A 20,203-nucleotide genomic window follows, 5' to 3' on the forward strand; every position below is an offset into this window, starting at 1 on the left:
TTACCGCTATTACTATTAACTTACCTATGAAAACAAAATCCTGTATGCATGATGGTTATAGCAGACAGGTAGCTTAAAAACAAATAGCATTTATGACCAAATTGCATAAAAAACAACAGTTAACAACATTTGATCAATTGCCTAAAACCCCTACGGGCATTACCGGTTTAGATGAGATAACAGGCGGGGGCTTACCAAAAGGCAGACCTACATTAATATGCGGGGAAGCTGGCTGTGGTAAAACACTTATGTCCCTTGAATTTGTAATAAGGGGAGCTACCGAATTTAATGAGCCAGGCGTATTTATGGCCTTTGAAGAAAAAGCCGATGAACTCGCCGCTAATGTTGCATCGCTCGGCTTTGATTTATTCAAACTTCAGGAAAATAAAAAACTGAGACTGGACCATGTGCATATAGACCGGAGCGAGATAGAAGAAACAGGAGAGTATGATCTGGAGGGTTTATTTATCCGTTTAGGCTATGCTATTGATAGCATAGGTGCAAAGCGAGTGGTTTTAGATACACTGGAGAATCTTTTTTCCGGATTATCGAACCAGGTTATACTGCGTGCCGAATTGAGAAGGCTCTTTAATTTCTTAAAAGATAAAGGTGTAACTGCAGTCATAACCGGTGAAAAGGGAGAAGGAGCTTCGTTAACGCGACAGGGACTTGAGGAGTATGTTTCCGATTGTGTGATACTGCTTGACCATAGGGTGATCAACCAGATTTCAACCCGGCGCTTGCGTGTGGTCAAATACCGCGGCTCACAACATGGCACCAATGAGTATCCTTTTTTAATAGATGAGGAAGGAATTTCAGTATTGCCCGTCACATCTTTAAAACTTGAAAAGGAAGTATCGTCAAAACGGATCTCATCAGGTATTCCTTCGCTTGACAGCATGTTTGGTGGCAAAGGTTTTTTCCAGGGTAGTAGTATCCTGGTTTCGGGGACAGCCGGTACAGGTAAAACAAGTATTGCTGCCAGTTTTGCCAATGAAGTATGCAGTAATAAAAAGAAATGTCTCTATTTCGCATTCGAAGAGTCACCCAAACAGATTCTTCGTAATATGCAATCCATCAATATAGACTTGCAAAAACATGTTGATAGTGGCTTACTTGAATTTCACGCGTCGCGCCCTACACTTTATGGGCTCGAAATGCATCTTGTAGCAATTTATAAGATCATCAAACGGTTTAAGCCTTCAACGGTAATACTTGATCCTATCACAAACCTTATTACGGTAGGTTCTGTAAGTGAGGTAAAATCAATGCTCATCAGGCTGATAGATTTTTTACAGGATGAACAGATCACAGTTATGTTTACTGCCCTTAGTTTAAATACTGTGGTTAATGAGCAAACTGATGAAGGTGTTTCGTCATTAGTTGATGCCTGGTTGCTTGTGCGTGACATTGAATCAAACGGAGAACGTAACAGGGGCCTTTACATTATGAAATCGCGGGGTATGAGCCACTCAAACCAGGTGCGGGAATTTACAATAACTGATAATGGCTTAAATTTGGTTGATGTTTATCTTGGTCCGGAAGGTGTACTTACCGGCTCGGCTCGTGAAGCACAAAAACTAAAAGAGAAAACAGGAGTGGCCCTCAGGGACTTTGCCGTATCCCGGAAAGATAAAGAGATCTTGCGCAAACGTATGATGCTTGAATCAAAAATTGCAAGCCTGCAGGCTGAGTTTGAATCGGCAGAGGAAGAGCTCAATAAGATGTACCTTGAAGATGAGTTAAAACAGGAGATCATCGAAAAAAATCGCCAGGAGATAACTAATATCCGTCGCGGAAATGTAGATGCGCCCAAAAGTAAAGCAAAAACTAAAAAGTAATGGAACTGGGAGAAGTAGTAAAATACGAGTTGCGATTATATGTAGCAGGTAAAACGGCTAAATCTGTTACGGCCCTCACAAATCTTAAAAAATATTGTGAAGAACATTTAAAAGGTCAATACGTTATTGAAGTGATTGACTTGCTGCAACAACCACAACTGGCGGAGGGTGATCAGATTTTTGCTGTACCTACGCTGGTAAGAAAAGTACCTGAACCAATTCGCAAAATAATAGGCGATTTAAGTAACGAGGAAAAAGTTTTAGTGGGATTAAACATTAGGCCTGTAAAAAATATATAATGACGGAGCACAACCAATTGCCTTTAAATGCCGATGATAATTTAAGTGAGGGGGATAGCCAGCTTTTTCGATTGCGTTTATTTGTGATTGGGGCATCGCCTAATTCTATCCGGGCTATTACCAACCTTAAAAACATTTGTGAAGAACATATTAAAGCTAATTACGAGCTGGAAATAATTGATGTATACCAGCAACCACTTATAGCCGAAGCAGAACAGATTGTGGCACTGCCGCTGCTGATCAAAAAATCTCCCGGTACCGAACGAAAACTGATAGGGGATATGTCAAACACCGCCAAGGTTTTGAAGGGGCTTGGTATATATTCGGAGAGTTAATCATGGAGTCAGTTAAATCTACATATGAGCAATTACAGACAGAAAATGATGAACTTCGCTTTCTGTTAGAAGAAGCAAATGACACCATCGAGGCTATTCGCAGCGGCCAGGTTGACGCGCTTGTGGTTAAAGGCGATGAAGGTCATCAACTTTATACGCTAAAAACGGCTGATCAAACCTATCGTGTGTTTATTGAAAAAATGAACGAAGGGGCCGTTACGCTGAACCGGGAAGGTATTATACTTTACAGTAATTCGCGTTTTGCGAGTATGGTTAATGAGCCACTTGAGAAAGTGATCGGTATACATTTTGATGTTTTTATCGCGGAGGTTTCGGCCGGAAAATATAAGGAAGTAATAAAGGATGGTTGGAACAATGATTGTAAAGGCGAAATATTGTTATCAAGTCTTGAAGGTAAGTTAACACCGTGTTTGCTATCATGCACCACACTCGATCTTGACGAGGGAACAGCGTTAAGTTTGATCCTAACCGATCTGACAAGTCAAAAAGAAACTGAGTGGGAACTGAAAATTAAGAATGATCAACTGGAAGAAGCCCAGAATATTGCCGAAAGGCTGAATAATGAGCTTGAGGATACAGTTAGAGAGCGCACCAGTGATTTATTGATAAGCAGGGAACATTTTAAATTGCTTGCCAACAACATTCCTCAAATGACCTGGACAAATCTGCCCGGCGGGGAGGTTAATTTTTATAATCAGCGCTGGTTTGATTATACAGGGCTGAGGTATGGGGAAACCGCGGGTTGGGGCTGGCAGCAGATTGTGCATCCGGACGATCTGCAAAGAACGCTGGACGTTTATCTCGACTCATTAAAAACCGGGAAGGTATTTGAGCTGGAAAACAGGTATCTGCGTTGGGATAACACCTATCGCTGGCATCTTAACAGGGCTGTGCCTTTAAGAGATGATACGGGGGAAATTCTTTTTTGGGTGGGTACTGCTACCGATATTGAAGAGCAGAAAAAACAACTTGATCTGAAGGATGAATTTATCGGTGTTGCCAGTCATGAACTTAAAACACCCTTAACGAGTTTAAAAGGTTATTTACAACTTATTTCGGTTTATAAAAGGGAGGAAGTACCTCCAATGATAAAACAATACGTTGAAAAGGCGAGCGGGGCGTTAAATAAGCTTCAACGCCTTGTGAATGATTTGCTTGACGTAAGTAAAATACATGCCGGGCGACTTGAGTACGTCATGGCTGAAGTAAATCTTTCCGAGTTAATAAGTCTAACCCTGGAAAACGCGGTTCACCTTTATCCCGAATTTGAGTTCATTAATTTATCCAAAAGTGAGTTTTTTATTGAAGGCAACGCCGGGCGCCTGGAACAGGTATTGGTAAACCTGATCAACAATTCGGTAAAATACTCTACCGATAACAAAAAGATCATCATTAAAACAGAGCAAAACAACAAAAAAGTACGCGTATCTGTAACCGATTTTGGCATAGGGATGTCTGCTGAACAAATAGATCATATTTTTGAACGCTTTTATCGTGTTGAGGATAAGAAGTTTATGGCGAGCGGTCTCGGCATGGGCCTTTATATTTCGGCCGAGATCATTAATAATCATAAAGGGAGCATAGGTGTAGTAAGTGAACTTGGAGAAGGCGCTACTTTTTATTTTGAACTGCCTCTGCTCGAAAAGTAAGCTTCGGCTTGTGCCCGCTTAAAATTGCATTTGACATAAATACTTCTGTATATTGCCTGTAAAACCTAATAATTTATGTCTGCCGAAAACGGAAATATATCGATTGTAACGGAACCTGACGGAATTACTATCATAAGCTTTTATCATCCTGCACAAAATTCATTGCCTTCGGCACTTTTGAAGCAACTGGCTGATGCCGTGCATAGTGCAGGTAATGATCCGCAAACAAAAGTAGTTATATTAAAAAGTAGTGGCGACCGCACTTTTTGCGCAGGTGCAAGCTTTGACGAGTTATTACAGATTAAAGACAGGGAAACCGGTGCTTTATTTTTCGAAGGTTTTTCTAACGTGATAAACGCCTGTCGCAAATGCCCTAAAATAATTATTGCAAGGGTGCAAGGCAAGGCTGTAGGGGGCGGTGTTGGCCTTGCCGCCGCGGCAGATTACTGTTTGGCCAGCGAGGCGGCTTCAATAAAGTTAAGCGAGCTAACTATAGGCATAGGGCCGTTTGTGATAGCACCGGCGGTAATTCGTAAAATAGGGTTATCCGCATTTTCGCAACTTACTATTAAAGCCACTGATTTTCAAACGGCGCAATGGGCCAAACAAAATGGTTTATACCATGAGGTTCATGAAGATTTTCCGGCTCTTGACGCAGCCGTATCCGAACTTGCTCAAAAACTTGCTTCTTATAACCCAGAAGCCCTGAGTTCTTTAAAACAGCTACTTTGGGATGGTACCGCCGATTGGGATGTTTTACTCAAACAACGTGCTGCAGTTAGCGGTGAGTTGGTGCTATCTGATTTTACGCAGCAGGCTTTAAACGCTTTTTTTAAAGACCGAGCTAAGTAACAATAATAGTGTTCCTATTGCGTAATATTTGCCGTTATTTTCATATAATTTCACTGATACTTCTCATTTTTAATAGATTAGTTGTAATTTACAATTATACACCTATAACCAATTAGATAGTCGTTTTACCCTGGGATTAGCTTACTATTGAATTTGAATGAACTATCCGCTTAAAAACAAGGTTGTTTTTATTATAAGCCTGATTATCATGCTTGTTTTTAATTGGCTGCTAACAGGTTGGTTGTTAAACTTGATGGTAAGTATAGTTGTTGCCGGCTTCGCCCTGATGCTGCTAAGTTATATTGAAAAAAAGAGGGTTGAAAATGAAAATAAGATTATCGAGCTTAACAATGCCCTCACCGAAAGGATGCAGCAGCATGCCTCCGAGCTTGTTAATACCGTTGTTAAACTCGAAGTTAGCGAAGAAAAATATCGTTCCCTTATTGAACAGGCGTCTGATGCCATATATGTAATTGATTTTGAAGGGCGTTTTACCGAAGTGAACGCGAGTATGTGCAGGATGACAGGATACAGTCGTGAAGAGTTGTTGCAGCTTAAGATTGAACAAATTATCGATCCTGAGAATTTAAAGGCCGAACCAGTAACGCTTGGCCCGGACGATTTGCATGTAGCCGTAATGCGTGAGCGCAGGTTTATCAGGAAAAACAGGCAGGTTTTTGATGTAGAGATCAATGTAAAAAGATTTACAAAGGATAGCGTACTGGTTATGGCCCGTGATATTACTAACCGCAAAATTATGCAGGCCGGGCTTAAGGAAGCCGAACTTAAATTCCGCACCCTGGCCGAAAAATCAATGGTAGGGGTTTACATTGTACAAAAAGGGACCTTTACCTATGTTAACCCGCGGTTTGCCCAGGTTTTTGGCTATCAACCGGATGAGCTTATCGGTGTTTCATCAGTTGATGTTATCGTTAGCGAACACCATAAAGATATGGTGCTGGAACATGTAAGGGCAAGACTGTCGGGTGAAGTAGAAAGCGTTAATTACGAGGTGATGGGCCGTTGTAAGGATGGCTCCAATAATTGGATTGAGTTTTACGGAACAAGGGCGCGGATTGATGAAGTGCCAACAATCATTGGTTCGATGATAGATATTACCGGGCGGAAAAAGATTGAAGAAGAGTTAAGACAATCTGAACAGAAATATAAGTTGCTTTTTGACAGCAATCCTTTACCGATGTGGATGATTGCCAAAAACGATCTGTCGATCATAGCTGTAAACCATGCAGCAATAAAACATTACGGCTATACGGCTGATGAGTTTTTGAGCATGACCATCAAGGATGTGAGGCCTCCCGAACAATGGGATGCGATGTACAAGGGCTATTCGGAAACGGCGCCAAATTGGGGCAATACCATAACCACGTTGCATCGCAGAAAGGACGGATCGATGATCAATGTGCAGATCTTTGGGCAGGATATAGTTTATGAAGGACGTTTAGTGCGACTTTCAATTGCTAATGATATCACGGAAAAACTCCGGTCGGAAGAATTGCTTCAAAAATCAGAAGCAAACCTGCAGACCATTTTAAACACCACCGATACGGCATACGCCCTGTTTGATAAAGATTTTAAGGTGCAGGCTTTTAATCATAAAGCAGTTGGATTTGTGAAAAGCCAGTTTCATCACGATCCTCAAAATGGTAATAAGCTATCCGATTTTTTTCCGAGGGAGCGATTTTCACAACTTCTTGAATTTACCGGGCAGGTTTTAAACGGACAAAATGTAAGCTATGAGGTAGATTACCCGCAGGCTGACGGCTCAAAATGCTGGTTTTATGTGCGCCTTTTTCCGATAAAGGACAGCCAGGAGAATATATTAGGTTTGATGATGGCCCTTTATGACATCACAGAAAGAAAAAACATTGAAAATAACCTGCAGCTTGCCTACGAAAGGATCCATAATCACATTAACCGGATAAAAAACATGGCATGGAAGCAATCGCACTACATGCGGAGCCCGGTAGCCAATTTAAAAGGCCTTGCAGATCTATTAAAAGATAATCCCACCGATACGGAAACCCTTGATTACATGATAGCCGAACTCGAACGCCTTGACAATGTAATTATTGAAATGGCCAGTGATGCAGCCAGCCACGATTAAAAAAAATGCCTCCGGTTTGCGGAGGCTTTTTATGTTGCATTTGAAATTACCAATGCCTGTAATAAGAATGAACCCTGTAATGTCTGTGGTAATAGGCAGGTGCATAATAACCTGATCGATAATATCTTGCCCTGTAATAATAAGGACGCCCGTAATATGCATCCCTACCGTAATAAGCAGGCCTTCCGTAATATCCATCTGTATAAACTACCCTGTGGTACGGACGTCCAAAATGGGCGCTTACATATACACTTTGTGCTTTTGCAAACTGGAATGAAAACACCATTACTAAAGCTATTATTGAAAATCGGATAAATTTCATGGTTATAAATTTTAGTTAATACCTCAATCGCGATACATAGATATGACTGTTAACGGGCAGGGAGGTTTAATTAAAAATTTATATTTTTAAGGCATGTATTACTTTATCTTTTCTGCAATAGTTGTTTTTATCATAATCGGGTTGCTGTTTATCAAGTCATATTATAATAAATTACGACTGGCAAAAAAGAGGTTGGCGAAGGTTCAAGGTAAGTGGGGGAAGCCTGTGAACGCCCGCCGTAACTTTGACCTGATCAGGATTTACTTAGACGCGATAGATAGTAAGGATAAGCTCTCGGCCCAGACAGCTAACGATTTGGACCTCAATAGTGTTTTTAATTATATCGACCGTACAAACAGTAAACCAGGTAAACAATACTTCTATAATTTGCTGCATCATCCAACAACCGATATTGATGCCTTACATGAACTTGATAACAGTGTTGAGGATCTCAATTTAGACATACCGGGCAGAGAAAAGCTGGAAGTTGAGTTGTCAAAACTTAGTAGTCCGGATGCTTACTTTATAGCCGATCTTTTTCTGAAAGAACATAAGCCTGTATTTGCCCCGGTGATGAATTTTTACATCAGGATGTCTCCCTTCTTGATCATCGCTGCTTTAATATCACTGGCAGTAATCCCCAATATTTTCAGCTTTATCTTTTTAGTGTTGTTGTTTGCTTACAATATCGCGATCCATTTTACCAGTCAAAAAACAATTTCTACATATACCAAATCATTGCCCCAAATGCTGATCATGCATAAAGTTGCGGTGACGCTGGTAAAAAGCGGAAAGTTTGGCCAGGTTCCGGGGGTAAAACAATCGCTTACCAACTTAACCGGTTTAAAACGGGCGCTTAAATTTGTGGATATAGAAAGTAGCTTTATAAGTGGCTCAAGTGATATTGGGTATGCAGCTTTTCAGCTATTTAAATTGCTTTTTGTAATTGAGCCCAATACTTACACTTCATCATTAAAACATATCAGTAAATACCGTGACGATATTAAAGAAGTATATAAATTTATTGGTTGGGCTGATACGCTGATAGCCATTCAATCAATACGAGATGGCTTGCCGGTATATGCTAAACCGGAGTTTACGGGTGCTGATGGTAAAATTGAAATTACGGAACTTTTTCATCCGCTGGTAGAAAACTGTGTGGCCAATTCCCTTTATACAACAGATGCAGATAGGGGAGCGTTGATCACCGGGTCAAATATGTCGGGTAAAACTACTTTTATTAAAGCGCTGGCATTAAATACACTATTGTCACAAACGATATTTACCAGTTGTGCAAAGGTGTACAAAGCACCTGTACTAAAAATACAAACCAGTATTAAAACCGGCGACAATATCGACGAGCAAAAAAGTTATTTCCAGGCGGAAGCTTCGGCAATTTTAAATATTATCGATAACAGTTCGCAAAAGGAAGAAATAAAAAGCCTGGTTATTATCGATGAAATTTTCAGAGGTACCAATACCATCGAGCGTATCGCAGCAGCAAAATCGGTACTGTCATATATCACCGCTAAGCAGAATTTCGTGTTTGTATCTACCCACGATCTTGAACTGGCCGAATTGCTTGACGAAGATTTTATAGTATACTCGTTCACCGACTCAAAAGATGGGCGTGTGCTTGTATTTGACTATCTCCTGAAGCGTGGCCTGCTTAAAAGCACCAATGGTATCGCCATACTTAAGTCAATGGGATATCCTGAAACTGTTATTGATGAAGCCAATATCATAAGCGAGCGAATGATGAATAAGTACCTGGTGTAAATTTCATCAAGGCTTGTTTTCTAAATAGAAGACTGCTTATTCGTATAAACTCAGCCTGTTTTTCAGGTACCTCATATCCTGCTGTAATTTTTCAACCCGGTCAAGCAGGTGGGAGATAGCCTCAATGCCGGCTATATTGATATCCAGTTCATGCAGGGTTATCAATTTTTCCAGCTTTTGTAATTCGGTTTGAGGGATGAAGGTAGTTTCGTTAATGATAGTAACCTCAACCAATCCTGCTTCATGTAATGAAGTAATAAAAGTGTATTCAACATTATGATATACACAAAAATCGTTTGCTGCTATTAATTCTGCTGTTTTCATAATGCTCTTAATTTAGGCTGAAGATTTAGCTAATTCTTCAAATAACTGTTTTTGCTTTTCGGTAAGATTGGTTGGGGTTTGGATATCGTAAGTAAGGTAAAGATCGCCGAACTCATTGTCCTTTTTGTATACAGGCATACCTTTGCCTTTCAGTTTTACCTTTGTACCATTTTGTGTTTCGGGCTTTACTTTAATTTTTACCTTACCCGTCAAGGTTTCTGCTGTTACTTCTCCTCCTAATACAGCGGTGTACAGGTCAAGCTTTTGTGAGGTGTATAAATTATTACCGTCGCGTTTAAAATCCGGATCGGGGGCAACGTTAAACTGAATATAAAGATCGCCGGCAGGGCCGCCGTTTACGCCAGGGGAGCCGTGCCCAGCTATTTTAATCGTTTGTCCGTTTTCAACACCGGCAGGTATGGTTATGCGGATATTTTTACCGTTAACAGTAAGCGTTTGTTTGTGCGTTTCAATAACATCACGCAGGTTTAAGCTTAAAGAAGCATTATAATCCTGTCCGCGGTACTTTGCCTGCCTGCCGCTACGTGAACCGCCTGCACCGCCAAACATCGATTGAAAGAAGTCCGAAAAATCCTCGCTTCCAAATCCTTCGGCACTTCCAAAACCTTCCGCTCCGCCGAAGTCACTATAGCCACCGTAACCGCTGCCCTGTGCACCCGCTTGCTGACGGGCCTGTTGTTCGTACGCTTCACCATGCTGCCAGTTTTCGCCGTATTTATCGTATTTCTTTCGCTTTTCCGGATCGCTTAATACTTCGTTGGCCTCGTTTAACTGCTGGAATTTTTTGTTGGCCTCTTCATCATTCGGATTTAGATCGGGGTGATACTTGCGGGCCAGTTTACGATAAGCATTTTTTATATCTTTTTCAGACGCGTTTTTATCAAGCTCTAATACTTTGTAATAATCTATAAAAGCCATGGCGGGGTATAATATAAACAGATGTGTTATTAACTACTAAATATACAGCTTGGTTTTAAAACCATGGCTTTTTTTACGTCATTTGATGATTGTGTAACCGGTGTTTACGAATAAATTAAGGATAATTAATTTCCATCGATGCGCATCGCTTAATTAATACTTAAAGTACAGTATTGGATTATAAGAAATCTACCTGAAAATGGGTAGGTTTTATTTGTATGCTTAATTTTTTTTGCATCTTTACTAAGCATCCGCCTTTTAATTTATTAGCTGATATAACGTATATAACTGATGTTACAAGCGCGGTTGCCCGAAAATGAGGAGGCCAGGTTACAGGACCTGTACCGTACCGGATTACTTGATTCGCCACAGGAAGATGAGTTTAATGACATTGTTAAATTCGCATCCGTCCTGTGTGATATGCCAATTTCCCTTATAAGTCTTGTTGACTCCGACCGGCAGTGGTTTAAAGCCCGCATTGGTTTGGAAGCGCCGCAAACAGATCGGGAGATTTCCTTTTGCAGCCACGCCATATTACAGGATCATCTTTTTGAAATCCCAGATACTTTACAGGACAACAGATTTTTTGACAACCCGTTGGTTACAGATTTCCCGGCTATCAGGTACTACGCAGGAATGCCGCTGGTAACAGGCAGCGGTAACAGGTTGGGTACGCTTTGTGTAATTGATAACGAACCACGTGTGTTGACGGATTTACAAAAATTTGGCCTTAAAGTACTGGCGGATAACGTTATCAAAATAGCCGAGCTTCGGATCAAGAATAAACGGTTGCATTATTTGTCGGAAACTCAAAAAACGGTTATATCCATCTTAGCACATGATGTGCGTAATCCCCTGGCGTCTATTAAATCTATAATCGGGTTTAAGCAGTCTGATATTATTGATACCGAGGATGCGACTGAAATGATTGAGATGGTATCAGACCAGCTGGATAACACCATTGGTATGGTTGATAACGTGGTACGTTGGGGTGAGCTGCAAATGAAGTTTGCCCGCTTTAATTATACTGACTTTAACCTTTATCAACTTGTAGAAAGCGTTTTTGCCTTGGAATCGTTAAACGCTTACGCTAAGAATAATACATTGGTGAACAATGTTTTTATAGATACACTGGTAAATTCAGATATGCAGGCTATTGAATTTGTTTTGCGCAACCTGGTAAGCAACGCTAATAAATATACTCAAGACGGTTCCATCACGGTGAACATGACCTACGTTGACAAGCACATGGTAATTGAGGTAACAGATACCGGTATTGGTATGAATGCGGAGAAAGTCGGGAAGCTTTTGAGCGCCGCGAAGGAAGATCATAATTCAACCCTTGGTACCAACAACGAAAAGGGTAGTGGCTTAGGTTTATTATTGGTAAGGGAGTTTATAGACAGGCTGAATGGCACTGTAACGGTAAAAAGCGAATTGGGGATAGGCACAAGCTTTAAAATTATGATTTAAACTCTTTAATTTAAATTAGCAAGTACTACCTTTAGCGTCCTTAATTTTTATAATATGCCCGTTATTACCCAGGCTACCCTTGTTGATGTGCCCGAGCTAAATGTTTTGGTGAATAGTGCTTACCGCGGCGAAAGTTCGAAACAGGGATGGACAACTGAAGCAGATTTGATTGGTGGCCTCCGCATTGATGAGGAAACGCTTAACCAATATATGCAGGATGAAAAGACAATCATCCTGAAACATACCGATGAAGACGGATACATAACCGGTACGGTATATCTTGAGGTAAGGCATCCCAAATTGTACGTTGGTATGTTCAGCGTGTCGCCGTTACTGCAAAATAAAGGAGTAGGCCGTGCCCTGATTGAAGAAGCCGAGGTTTACGCGCGGAAATATAATTGCGATACTTTAACCATGACCGTGATCAGCACCCGTTTTGAACTGATAAGCTGGTATGAACGCCGCGGTTATAAACCAACCGGTGAGATTCAGCCGTTTCATGCGCACGGCCGTTTTGGCGATGCCAAACAGCATATTGAGCTGATTGTGATGGAAAAGAGTATTTGAGTCGGTCGGGAAAGTCCGGAAGTCGGATGTTCGAAAGATGACAACACCTCATAAATTGCTATACATGCAATATTAACTTCCGGACTTGCCGACTTTCGGACTTCCTGGCTCTAAAACAAATTCCAGCACCTCGCTGATCTTATCAACCTGCCTGAAGTTTTCGTGGGTTAAAACGGTTTCTACATGTTCATGTGCCCATGTGGTATGAAACGGAACGTGTACGGCGTGTCCGCCAATGTTGATCACCGGCATTACGTCAGATTTCAGGGAGTTACCAATCATCATAAATTCTTCGGGATTAATATCAAGGTGCTTGATCAGCTTAATGTAGTCATCCTCTTTTTTGTCGCTCATGATCTCGATGTGGTGAAAGTAGTGCGCCAGGCCCGATTTTTTGAGCTTACGCTCCTGGTCAAGCAGATCGCCTTTAGTGGCAACAACCAGCCGGTAATGGTCTTTTAAAGAAGATAGCACATGCTCCACATCGTTTAGTATCTCTATAGGCTGATTAAGCATATCCTTACCGTATTGCAAAATGGTTTCAACCACTTCAACACTGATGTTTTTTTCAGAGATACTCAGCGCGGCTTCTATCATGCTGAGGATGTAGCCTTTTATCCCGTAGCCGTAAAGCGACAGGTTATCGACCTCCACCTTAAAAAGTTCTTTGGAAATGGTATGCTGGGGCGAAAAGTTTTCGAGCAGGCTGCAAAATCTTTCCTCCGTAGCTTGAAAGTAAGGTTCATTTACCCAAAGGGTATCATCGGCATCAAAGGCAATTACTTTTAGGTTCATTTGAAGTATATTATTTACCTGATGCAATTATAGCACATCAGGTTCATTTTAACGGCATAAAGCCTGCATTAGCAGTAATAAAAATTTAACATTTATTAACTATCGAATTGAATTTAAGCGATTTGAAAATAAAGTAAATTTGTATGCAACCTTATTTCAAAAGCTACGTCTCATAACTTAAATGGTCAAATTAATATTCGTTTAAATGGAAGAGATACTGCCACCCTTAAAAGAATTTATAGTTGATTATTGCAACAGGTATAAGATACGCAAGGTTGACCCGCACAGCCTTAACCTTGATACCAGTATAGATCTTGATCTGGATATTTTTGATATTGAGATAGATCTTTTCCTCGCCGATTTTATCGAACAGTTCAATGTAGATCAATCTAAATTCAGCTGGTATAAATACGGTTACCCTAAAGGCTCAACCCGGGTAAAAGTTATTAAGCTGATGTTTGGCGACAAAACCACCTGGGCTAAGCAACTTGCCCAATATTGTTATACACCAAAGTTTAAGGTACGCAACCTGCAGGACGCAGTTAAAACCGGCAAGCTGGTTTGATTAATTGCTTTATCTATCTGACTTTTTTATATTTAGGTTTTTAACCGCCAAGGTAAACCCTCAATATATGCCAGTTTTTCGTAGCCTGTTATGCACAGTGATGACTTTGCTTTTTTCTATGTCATCATTCGCGGCAAAATTCATCAATACTTCTTCGCCCGATGGAAAGATCAAATTCTTATTAAATACTGATCAAAACGGGCTTTTTTATCAAATAAGATTTAAAGGGATTCTGATGGCCGATAAATCCCGGCTTAATATCAGCTTTAAACAGGGAGGTTTGTTTAAAAATAGCCTTGTAATATCAGCTTCTACAACAGATAGGCTTATAGATGATTATAACCTCATTATTGGCAAAACCAGTAAGGCACATAGTGAATGCAACCGTACAGTTATTGCCGTTACAGAGCAATCGGGAATCAAACGAATGCTTAGTATCGAGGTTAGAGTTTTTAATGATGGAATTGCTTTTAGATATATAATACCCGAACAGCATCAGTTGAAAAGCGTAGAGATAACAGATGAACTAAATACATTTAACTTAACGCAAAATCCGGAAGTGACTACCTTGTTTCGTGAAAACTACACAACATCTCATGAAGGAATCTATACCAGGGCAAAACTGAATGAACTTAAAGCGGATTCGCTGATGGACATGCCCACGCTATTTGAATTTCCAAATGGTAACTACATGGCCATAACAGAAGCTGCTTTGCTTGATTATGCAGGCATGTACCTTATCAAGCATAATGGAGTTTTGGAAAGCCGGTTATCTCCGTTACCGGGGCAGGCTGATATTAAAGTAAAAGCAGTTTTACCGCATAGCAGTCCATGGAGGGTAATGATGATTGGGGACAGGGTTGGAACGCTTATAGAATCAAATATACTCACGAGCCTCAGTCCGTCCTGCAGAATTAAGGATGTTTCATGGATTAAGCCAGGTAAAACTACTTTCCCATGGTGGAATGGCAATGCCATTCCCGATACTTCTTTTGCTCCAGGTAATAATTACGAAACCAATATGTATTACGTGAACTGGTGCGCTAAATATGGTATCGATTATCATTCGGTAGTTGAATATGGGCTACATGAATGGTATGTGAATGATAGTGCGGGTTTTCAGCCGGGGCCTAATGCCGATCCGTCAAAGGCGGTGCCTGGTTTAGATATGCAGGCTGTATGTGATTCAGCAAAGAAAAGGGGAGTGGGCATTCGTGTCTGGATACACTGGAAGGCTTTGTATCCGAAACTGGATGAAACATTTACTCAGCTCGAAAAATGGGGTGTAAGTGGCCTGATGTGCGATTTTATGGATCGTGATGATCAGGAAATGGTGAATATCCAAACAGAAATCCTGGAGAAAGCGGCCCAACATAAACTACATATTCAGTTTCATGGAGCATATAAGCCTACAGGTTTAAGTCGTACCTATCCAAACGAGTTTACGCGAGAAGGAACGCTAAACTATGAGAACGACAAATGGAATGACAATGTGACGCCTGACGCCGATATTAATATACCATTTACCCGGATGCTTGCCGGATCTACTGATTATCATCTTGGTGGTTTTCATGCTGCCAATAAGAAAACTTTTAAGGTGCATTACACGCGTCCGTATGTATTGGGTACCCGCTGCCATATGCTGGCTATGTATGTGGTGCTTGAAAACGCATTAGGAATGGTCTGTGACGCCCCGGAAGTTTATATCGGGCAGCCCGGCTTTGAATTTTTACAGCAGGTGCCTACTACCTGGGACGAAACTCGTGTTATCGCCGCTAAAGCAGGTAAGTATTTGGCTATTGCCCGTCGTAAAGGTGCCGATTGGTACATTGGGGCGATAACTGACCATGATGGAGTAAGGTTAAACCCGAAACTTGATTTTTTATCGGACGGCAATTATAACGCTGAAATATACAGCGATGCAAAAGATGTTGAACAATACCCTGATAATTTACTGAAAGAAACTAAACGTATTACTAAAGCGTCAATTTTAGATATGATACTGGCGTCGGGTGGAGGACAGGTTGTACATTTGTCTTTGAGCAAATAAAATCAAACACAAATTATAAATCAGCCACTCCGGTATGTTTTCGCTTGATGAAATTCCTGATATCAAGCACTATGCCTGCAAAAAAGTAAAATACCAGCGGGAAACCGACAGCCAAAAATGAAGAGTATATAAAGAAAAGCCTGATCTTAGAGATCGAAATATTAAAGCGTTCGCCAAGATAGGTGCATACACCAAAAGAGTACCGTTCAAAAAAAGTTAGTATTCGCTGTAGCATGGTGTCAGGCCAGTTTTAGTATCTTATTACCAACGCCGCATTGCAGGCATTTCTTATAGTTGCAGTAACTATTTTTTAACTCAAGTAATGCTTGTGATTCAAACGCAGTATCTATTTTCACTCCTAAGTTAACAAAATCAGTGATAATATTGTTTTTTTCGGCAGGTAAATTTTCTAATAATTTAAGACTACGGCTAATATAATATTGCTGCTGGTGCTGTTTACCGTAACTGAACAGAAACAAAGCCACCGTGTTGAGCAATAAAATATCGACAGAGCCATCGCCCATATTTTTTGATGAGGGCTTTGATTGTACGTCAAACCGGTAATGATCTTCCCAATATTCGTTTACTTTAATCTCGGTAAATAAACCGCGCAAAGCTTTAACTTCTTTAATTTCCAATATTTTGGATAGCAAATGGTTTGATTTTACAATTAATGCCGCAAATTGCGCCAGCCTGATGGTTGGAAAATTTTGAGGCCTCAAGCGCATAAATTTCCACAGATGGTTCTCTATCGGTTTAAGATTATATTTTTTGCGGAGATATTCATATTCCTTTTGAAGTTTCAAGGGATATTCATCTTTAAATTCCCCTTCCAAAAAACCAGCCTGACCAAATATCAGCGCCTCTATTTGCATCGCATTGTTTTTGTTTTTGGCGAGGGTAAGCTGAGGCAGTGATTTTGCCATCAATTCAAACGGTAGCGCGTTAACTTTAAAGCCGAAGTTTGCAGCCAGAAACTGATAGAAGATTTCTTCCCAGTCGCCCTTATTAAGCGCCAAGGCATCGGCAACATTGGCCGACCGTTTTTCCATTCGCTCAACCAGTACGCGGGTAAGCCAGTTTTGCATGGTGATACCATCAACTGTAGTAATGCCGGCTTCGCAAGGTATGAAGGTTTGATTGCCGAAAATAAGTTTGTGGTATTTGTTATAAAGCTCCTCGCTGATGCGACTTTGCAGTTCGAGCGTTGGCACTTTGCGCCCGTTTGTTAAAAACAGCGGCACATCGTTGCGATACACCACATGCAATATCACATTTTCATAAGCTCCATCATTAGTATGACCGTGCTTTTGCCAGTCCGATGCGGAGAGGTGCACTTCAACGTTACCGGCCCAAACTGTTTCGCCAATACGAATTCTTGCATTATGAAAATCGGGCCCCGAATCGGAATTATGCAATCCGGCAGAGAAAATCTCTAATTCCTCGTCATCTGTAGTCTTTAGGTCATCGCGTTCAAAAAGCCTGAACTTCCAGATGTAATGCAAAAAATCCTCGGTGAACAGCATATTGTTGTGAATGACAGGGTTAGATTATTATGATTTGCTTTTTAATCCAGGCTGAATATCATAGTTATTACACCGGTATTGCAGCTCTATTTTAAAATCCCTAATATTACGGAAACCAACAATATCTGCCAAACCTATGAATGAAATAAAATCACCATTACCTCAAACAACTGGTGGGCGCATTAAATCTATCATTGGATGTTCGCTGGGTAATTTGGTTGAATGGTACGATTGGTATGCTTATACCGCTTTTTCCCTTTATTTTTCGGATGCTTTTTTTCCATCAGATAACCAAACGGTACAGCTTTTAAACACGGCAGGCATTTTTGCTATCGGCTTTTTGATGCGGCCGATTGGTGGCTGGGTGATGGGAACATTTGCCGATAAACGTGGGCGTAAAACAGCACTTACATTCTCTGTTTTGCTCATGAGCGTTGGCTCATTAATAATTGCCATAACGCCGGGCTACAAGTCAATTGGTGTTGCGGCGCCAATATTATTGGTATTAGCCCGTATTATCCAGGGATTGAGCGTAGGAGGAGAGTACGGAACCAGCGCCACTTATTTGAGCGAAATGGCTACTAAAAAACATCGTGGTTTTTACTCAAGCTTTCAATACGTGACGCTCATTATGGGGCAACTGCTTGCTTTAGGTGTGCTGGTTTTATTACAACGGGCGTTTTTATCTGAAAAACAATTGCATGACTGGGGCTGGCGCATTCCTTTTTTTATAGGAGCGATACTGGCCGTTACTACTATGTATTTAAGGAGGAGCTTACAGGAATCATCCTCATTTGAAAAGGAGGGGACTAAAGCCAACGCTATGAATGGCACTATAAAAGCTTTAACACAACACCCCAAAGCTGTATTTACGGTAATTGGATTAACAATTGGCGGTACATTGGCGTTTTACACGTTCACTACTTATATGCAGAAGTTTTTGGTTAATACCTCTGGCTTCAGTAAAGGCGACGCTACTTTAATCTCGACGTTAACCTTGGCGGTATTTATGGTGATACAACCCTTATTCGGTTTACTGTCAGATAAAATTGGCCGTAAGCCTTTGCTCATTGGCTTTGGAGTTTTGGGAACACTTTGCACTATTCCTATTATGACAACGTTAAGCCATACCAAAGATGTATGGGGGGCTTTTATACTTATTCTTTGCGCGCTGATCATAGTAAGCGGATATACGTCCATCAATGCCGTTGTTAAAGCCGAATTGTTCCCGGCCAATGTGCGCGCACTGGGTGTAGGCTTTCCTTATGCAATAGCTGTATCGCTGTTTGGCGGCACTGCCGAATATATTGCATTGTGGTTCAAAAATGAGCATCATGCGCAATGGTTTTACTGGTATGTAACTATCTGTATTGCACTGTCGTTGATTTTGTATATTACCATGAATGATACGCATAAGCACTCGAAAATAGAGGATGAGTAATCTGAATCAGAATTTACAGAGTTTTAGAATTGACAAAATGGAATAGAAGACAGGTATTTAGTAAACTAAATATTATCCCATTGTTAATTAAATATTTATATACTGTTTAACACAGAATTCTAAATAATAATTCTACTAATTCTTGAGTTCTGTAAATTCTGATCCTGACACTTGTTAATAAAAAGTATTAATTTTGCCCGTTCATCACGAGGGACAACCCTTAAATTTATGACTGAAACAAGTAATTTATTTCAACTGGCGGTAACATTACTGCAACAACTGATATCTATTCCATCGTTTAGCAAAGAAGAAGACCGCACTGCCGATCTGATCAATGAATTTTTGCAATCGCATGGAGTAACTACTCATCGTAAGCTTAATAACATCTGGGCATGGAATAAACATTTTGACCCTGCTAAAGAAACTATCCTGCTTAATTCACATCATGATACGGTTAAGCCTAATTCGGGCTATACGCGCGATCCTTATGATGCCAAAATTGAAGATGGTAAACTATATGGTCTTGGCAGTAACGATGCCGGAGGCTGCCTTGTATCGCTTATAGCGGTTTTCCTGTATTTTCATGATAAGGAAAACCTGAAATATAATTTCTGCTTAGCTACAACTGCCGAAGAAGAGATCTCCGGTGTAAATGGCCTGGAGTTGATCATTCCTGAACTCGGCCAGTTATCATTTGGTATTGTAGGCGAACCAACCCTGATGCAGTTAGCCATCGCCGAGCGTGGGTTAATGGTATTGGATTGTACTGCTCACGGTCGTGCCGGGCATGCCGCGCGTGAAGAAGGAGAGAACGCTATTTACAAAGCCTTAACGGATATTGAATGGTTCCGCAGCTTTAAGTTCCCTAAGGAATCGGAAGTTTTTGGGCCGATAAAAATGTCGGTTACTATTATCAATGCCGGCTCTCAGCATAACGTTGTGCCTGCAAGCTGTGTTTACACTGTTGACGTGCGTGTTACCGACGCTTACCGTAATGAGGAAGTATTGGAAATTATTCGCGAGCACGTTGTAAGTGATGTACAACCACGCTCTATCAGGTTAAAGCCATCATCTATCCCTAAAGAGCATCCAATAGTTCAGGCTGGCATATCACTTGGCCGTATCACTTACGGTTCGCCAACAACTTCCGATCAATCATTACTGGATATCCCATCAATAAAAGTGGGCCCCGGTGATTCTGCCCGCTCGCATACTGCCGATGAGTTTGTTTATGTGGATGAGATCCGTGAAGGGATAGAGCTCTATATAAAAATGCTGGAGAAAATTAATTAAGAAGATT

19 protein-coding genes are annotated in these 20,203 nt (G+C 40.8%); 13 read left to right on the forward strand and 6 right to left on the reverse strand.

What is annotated here, in order from left to right:
• Nucleotides 1-92 precede the first annotated feature (92 nt).
• The 6 genes from kaiC (at nucleotide 93) to DEO27_RS09730 (ending at nucleotide 7,122) form a co-directional block, all read left to right on the forward strand.
• Complete coding sequence (gene kaiC, locus DEO27_RS09705) at nucleotides 93-1,841, forward strand: circadian clock protein KaiC (protein ID WP_112575474.1); 1,749 nt, start codon at nucleotides 93-95, stop codon at nucleotides 1,839-1,841.
• Nucleotides 1,841-2,140 (forward strand): circadian clock KaiB family protein, encoded by a 300-nt coding sequence (locus DEO27_RS09710; RefSeq protein ID WP_112575475.1) that lies wholly within the window; start codon nucleotides 1,841-1,843, stop codon nucleotides 2,138-2,140. Before kaiC ends, DEO27_RS09710 begins: the two co-directional genes overlap by 1 nt.
• On the forward strand, nucleotides 2,140-2,475 hold the full coding sequence (locus DEO27_RS09715; protein WP_112575476.1) for a circadian clock KaiB family protein: 336 nt from the start codon (nucleotides 2,140-2,142) through the stop codon (nucleotides 2,473-2,475). The genes DEO27_RS09710 and DEO27_RS09715 overlap by 1 nt, the downstream gene beginning before the upstream one ends.
• A 2-nt stretch (nucleotides 2,476-2,477) precedes the next feature.
• Nucleotides 2,478-4,145: an ATP-binding protein gene (locus DEO27_RS09720; protein ID WP_112575477.1), complete on the forward strand. Its 1,668-nt coding sequence runs from the start codon at nucleotides 2,478-2,480 to the stop codon at nucleotides 4,143-4,145.
• A 75-nt stretch (nucleotides 4,146-4,220) separates the two neighbouring features.
• Nucleotides 4,221-4,997: an enoyl-CoA hydratase/isomerase family protein gene (locus DEO27_RS09725; RefSeq protein WP_112575478.1), complete on the forward strand. Its 777-nt coding sequence runs from the start codon at nucleotides 4,221-4,223 to the stop codon at nucleotides 4,995-4,997.
• A gap of 208 nt (nucleotides 4,998-5,205) precedes the next feature.
• The gene (locus DEO27_RS09730) at nucleotides 5,206-7,122 is read left to right on the forward strand and encodes a PAS domain S-box protein (RefSeq protein WP_190295363.1); all 1,917 of its coding nucleotides are present in this window, start codon (nucleotides 5,206-5,208) and stop codon (nucleotides 7,120-7,122) included.
• 46 nt (nucleotides 7,123-7,168) lie between these two features.
• On the opposite strand, the gene DEO27_RS09735 is transcribed toward DEO27_RS09730, so the two are convergent.
• A complete protein-coding gene (locus tag DEO27_RS09735) occupies nucleotides 7,169-7,444 on the reverse strand; it encodes a hypothetical protein (RefSeq protein ID WP_146750143.1) in 276 nt (91 codons plus the stop codon).
• A 93-nt stretch (nucleotides 7,445-7,537) separates the two neighbouring features.
• Here DEO27_RS09735 and DEO27_RS09740 point away from each other — a divergent pair, with 93 nt between their 5' ends.
• The gene (locus DEO27_RS09740) at nucleotides 7,538-9,223 is read left to right on the forward strand and encodes a MutS-related protein (RefSeq protein ID WP_112575480.1); all 1,686 of its coding nucleotides are present in this window, start codon (nucleotides 7,538-7,540) and stop codon (nucleotides 9,221-9,223) included.
• Nucleotides 9,224-9,259: 36 nt separating this feature from the next.
• Here DEO27_RS09740 and DEO27_RS09745 read toward each other — a convergent pair whose 3' ends face one another.
• Nucleotides 9,260-9,547, reverse strand: coding sequence for a chaperone modulator CbpM (locus tag DEO27_RS09745; RefSeq protein ID WP_112575481.1), 288 nt, complete (start codon nucleotides 9,545-9,547; stop codon nucleotides 9,260-9,262).
• Between the two features lie 12 nt (nucleotides 9,548-9,559).
• Entirely contained in the window at nucleotides 9,560-10,486 is a 927-nt protein-coding gene (locus tag DEO27_RS09750) for a DnaJ C-terminal domain-containing protein (protein ID WP_112575482.1), read from the reverse strand.
• Nucleotides 10,487-10,777: 291 nt separating this feature from the next.
• On the opposite strand from DEO27_RS09750, the gene DEO27_RS09755 reads away from it, so the two are divergent.
• Both DEO27_RS09755 and DEO27_RS09760 read left to right on the forward strand, forming a co-directional pair.
• Nucleotides 10,778-11,959 (forward strand): GAF domain-containing sensor histidine kinase, encoded by a 1,182-nt coding sequence (locus DEO27_RS09755; protein ID WP_112575483.1) that lies wholly within the window; start codon nucleotides 10,778-10,780, stop codon nucleotides 11,957-11,959.
• 54 nt (nucleotides 11,960-12,013) lie between these two features.
• Nucleotides 12,014-12,526 (forward strand): GNAT family N-acetyltransferase, encoded by a 513-nt coding sequence (locus DEO27_RS09760; protein WP_112575484.1) that lies wholly within the window; start codon nucleotides 12,014-12,016, stop codon nucleotides 12,524-12,526.
• Between the two features lie 72 nt (nucleotides 12,527-12,598).
• Here DEO27_RS09760 and DEO27_RS09765 read toward each other — a convergent pair whose 3' ends face one another.
• Nucleotides 12,599-13,321, reverse strand: coding sequence for an HAD family hydrolase (locus tag DEO27_RS09765; protein ID WP_112575485.1), 723 nt, complete (start codon nucleotides 13,319-13,321; stop codon nucleotides 12,599-12,601).
• Between the two features lie 205 nt (nucleotides 13,322-13,526).
• On the opposite strand from DEO27_RS09765, the gene DEO27_RS09770 reads away from it, so the two are divergent.
• Entirely contained in the window at nucleotides 13,527-13,886 is a 360-nt protein-coding gene (locus tag DEO27_RS09770) for a DUF1493 family protein (RefSeq protein ID WP_112575486.1), read from the forward strand.
• A 67-nt stretch (nucleotides 13,887-13,953) separates the two neighbouring features.
• A complete protein-coding gene (locus tag DEO27_RS09775) occupies nucleotides 13,954-15,936 on the forward strand; it encodes a glycoside hydrolase family 97 protein (protein WP_112575487.1) in 1,983 nt (660 codons plus the stop codon).
• Nucleotides 15,937-15,949: 13 nt separating this feature from the next.
• Here DEO27_RS09775 and DEO27_RS09780 read toward each other — a convergent pair whose 3' ends face one another.
• Nucleotides 15,950-16,171: a PspC domain-containing protein gene (locus tag DEO27_RS09780; protein ID WP_112575488.1), complete on the reverse strand. Its 222-nt coding sequence runs from the start codon at nucleotides 16,169-16,171 to the stop codon at nucleotides 15,950-15,952.
• Between the two features lie 4 nt (nucleotides 16,172-16,175).
• On the reverse strand, nucleotides 16,176-17,462 hold the full coding sequence (locus tag DEO27_RS09785; protein WP_112575489.1) for a DUF2851 family protein: 1,287 nt from the start codon (nucleotides 17,460-17,462) through the stop codon (nucleotides 16,176-16,178).
• A 136-nt stretch (nucleotides 17,463-17,598) separates the two neighbouring features.
• Between DEO27_RS09785 and DEO27_RS09790 the strand changes: the two genes are divergently transcribed.
• Together DEO27_RS09790 and DEO27_RS09795 are read left to right on the forward strand one after the other, a co-directional pair.
• Nucleotides 17,599-18,903: an MFS transporter gene (locus tag DEO27_RS09790; protein WP_112575490.1), complete on the forward strand. Its 1,305-nt coding sequence runs from the start codon at nucleotides 17,599-17,601 to the stop codon at nucleotides 18,901-18,903.
• A gap of 228 nt (nucleotides 18,904-19,131) precedes the next feature.
• Nucleotides 19,132-20,196: a M20 family metallo-hydrolase gene (locus DEO27_RS09795; protein ID WP_112575491.1), complete on the forward strand. Its 1,065-nt coding sequence runs from the start codon at nucleotides 19,132-19,134 to the stop codon at nucleotides 20,194-20,196.
• Nucleotides 20,197-20,203 lie beyond the last annotated feature (7 nt).

It is taken from the genome of Mucilaginibacter rubeus, from assembly GCF_003286415.2.
Taxonomy (GTDB): Bacteria; Bacteroidota; Bacteroidia; order Sphingobacteriales; family Sphingobacteriaceae; genus Mucilaginibacter; species Mucilaginibacter rubeus_A.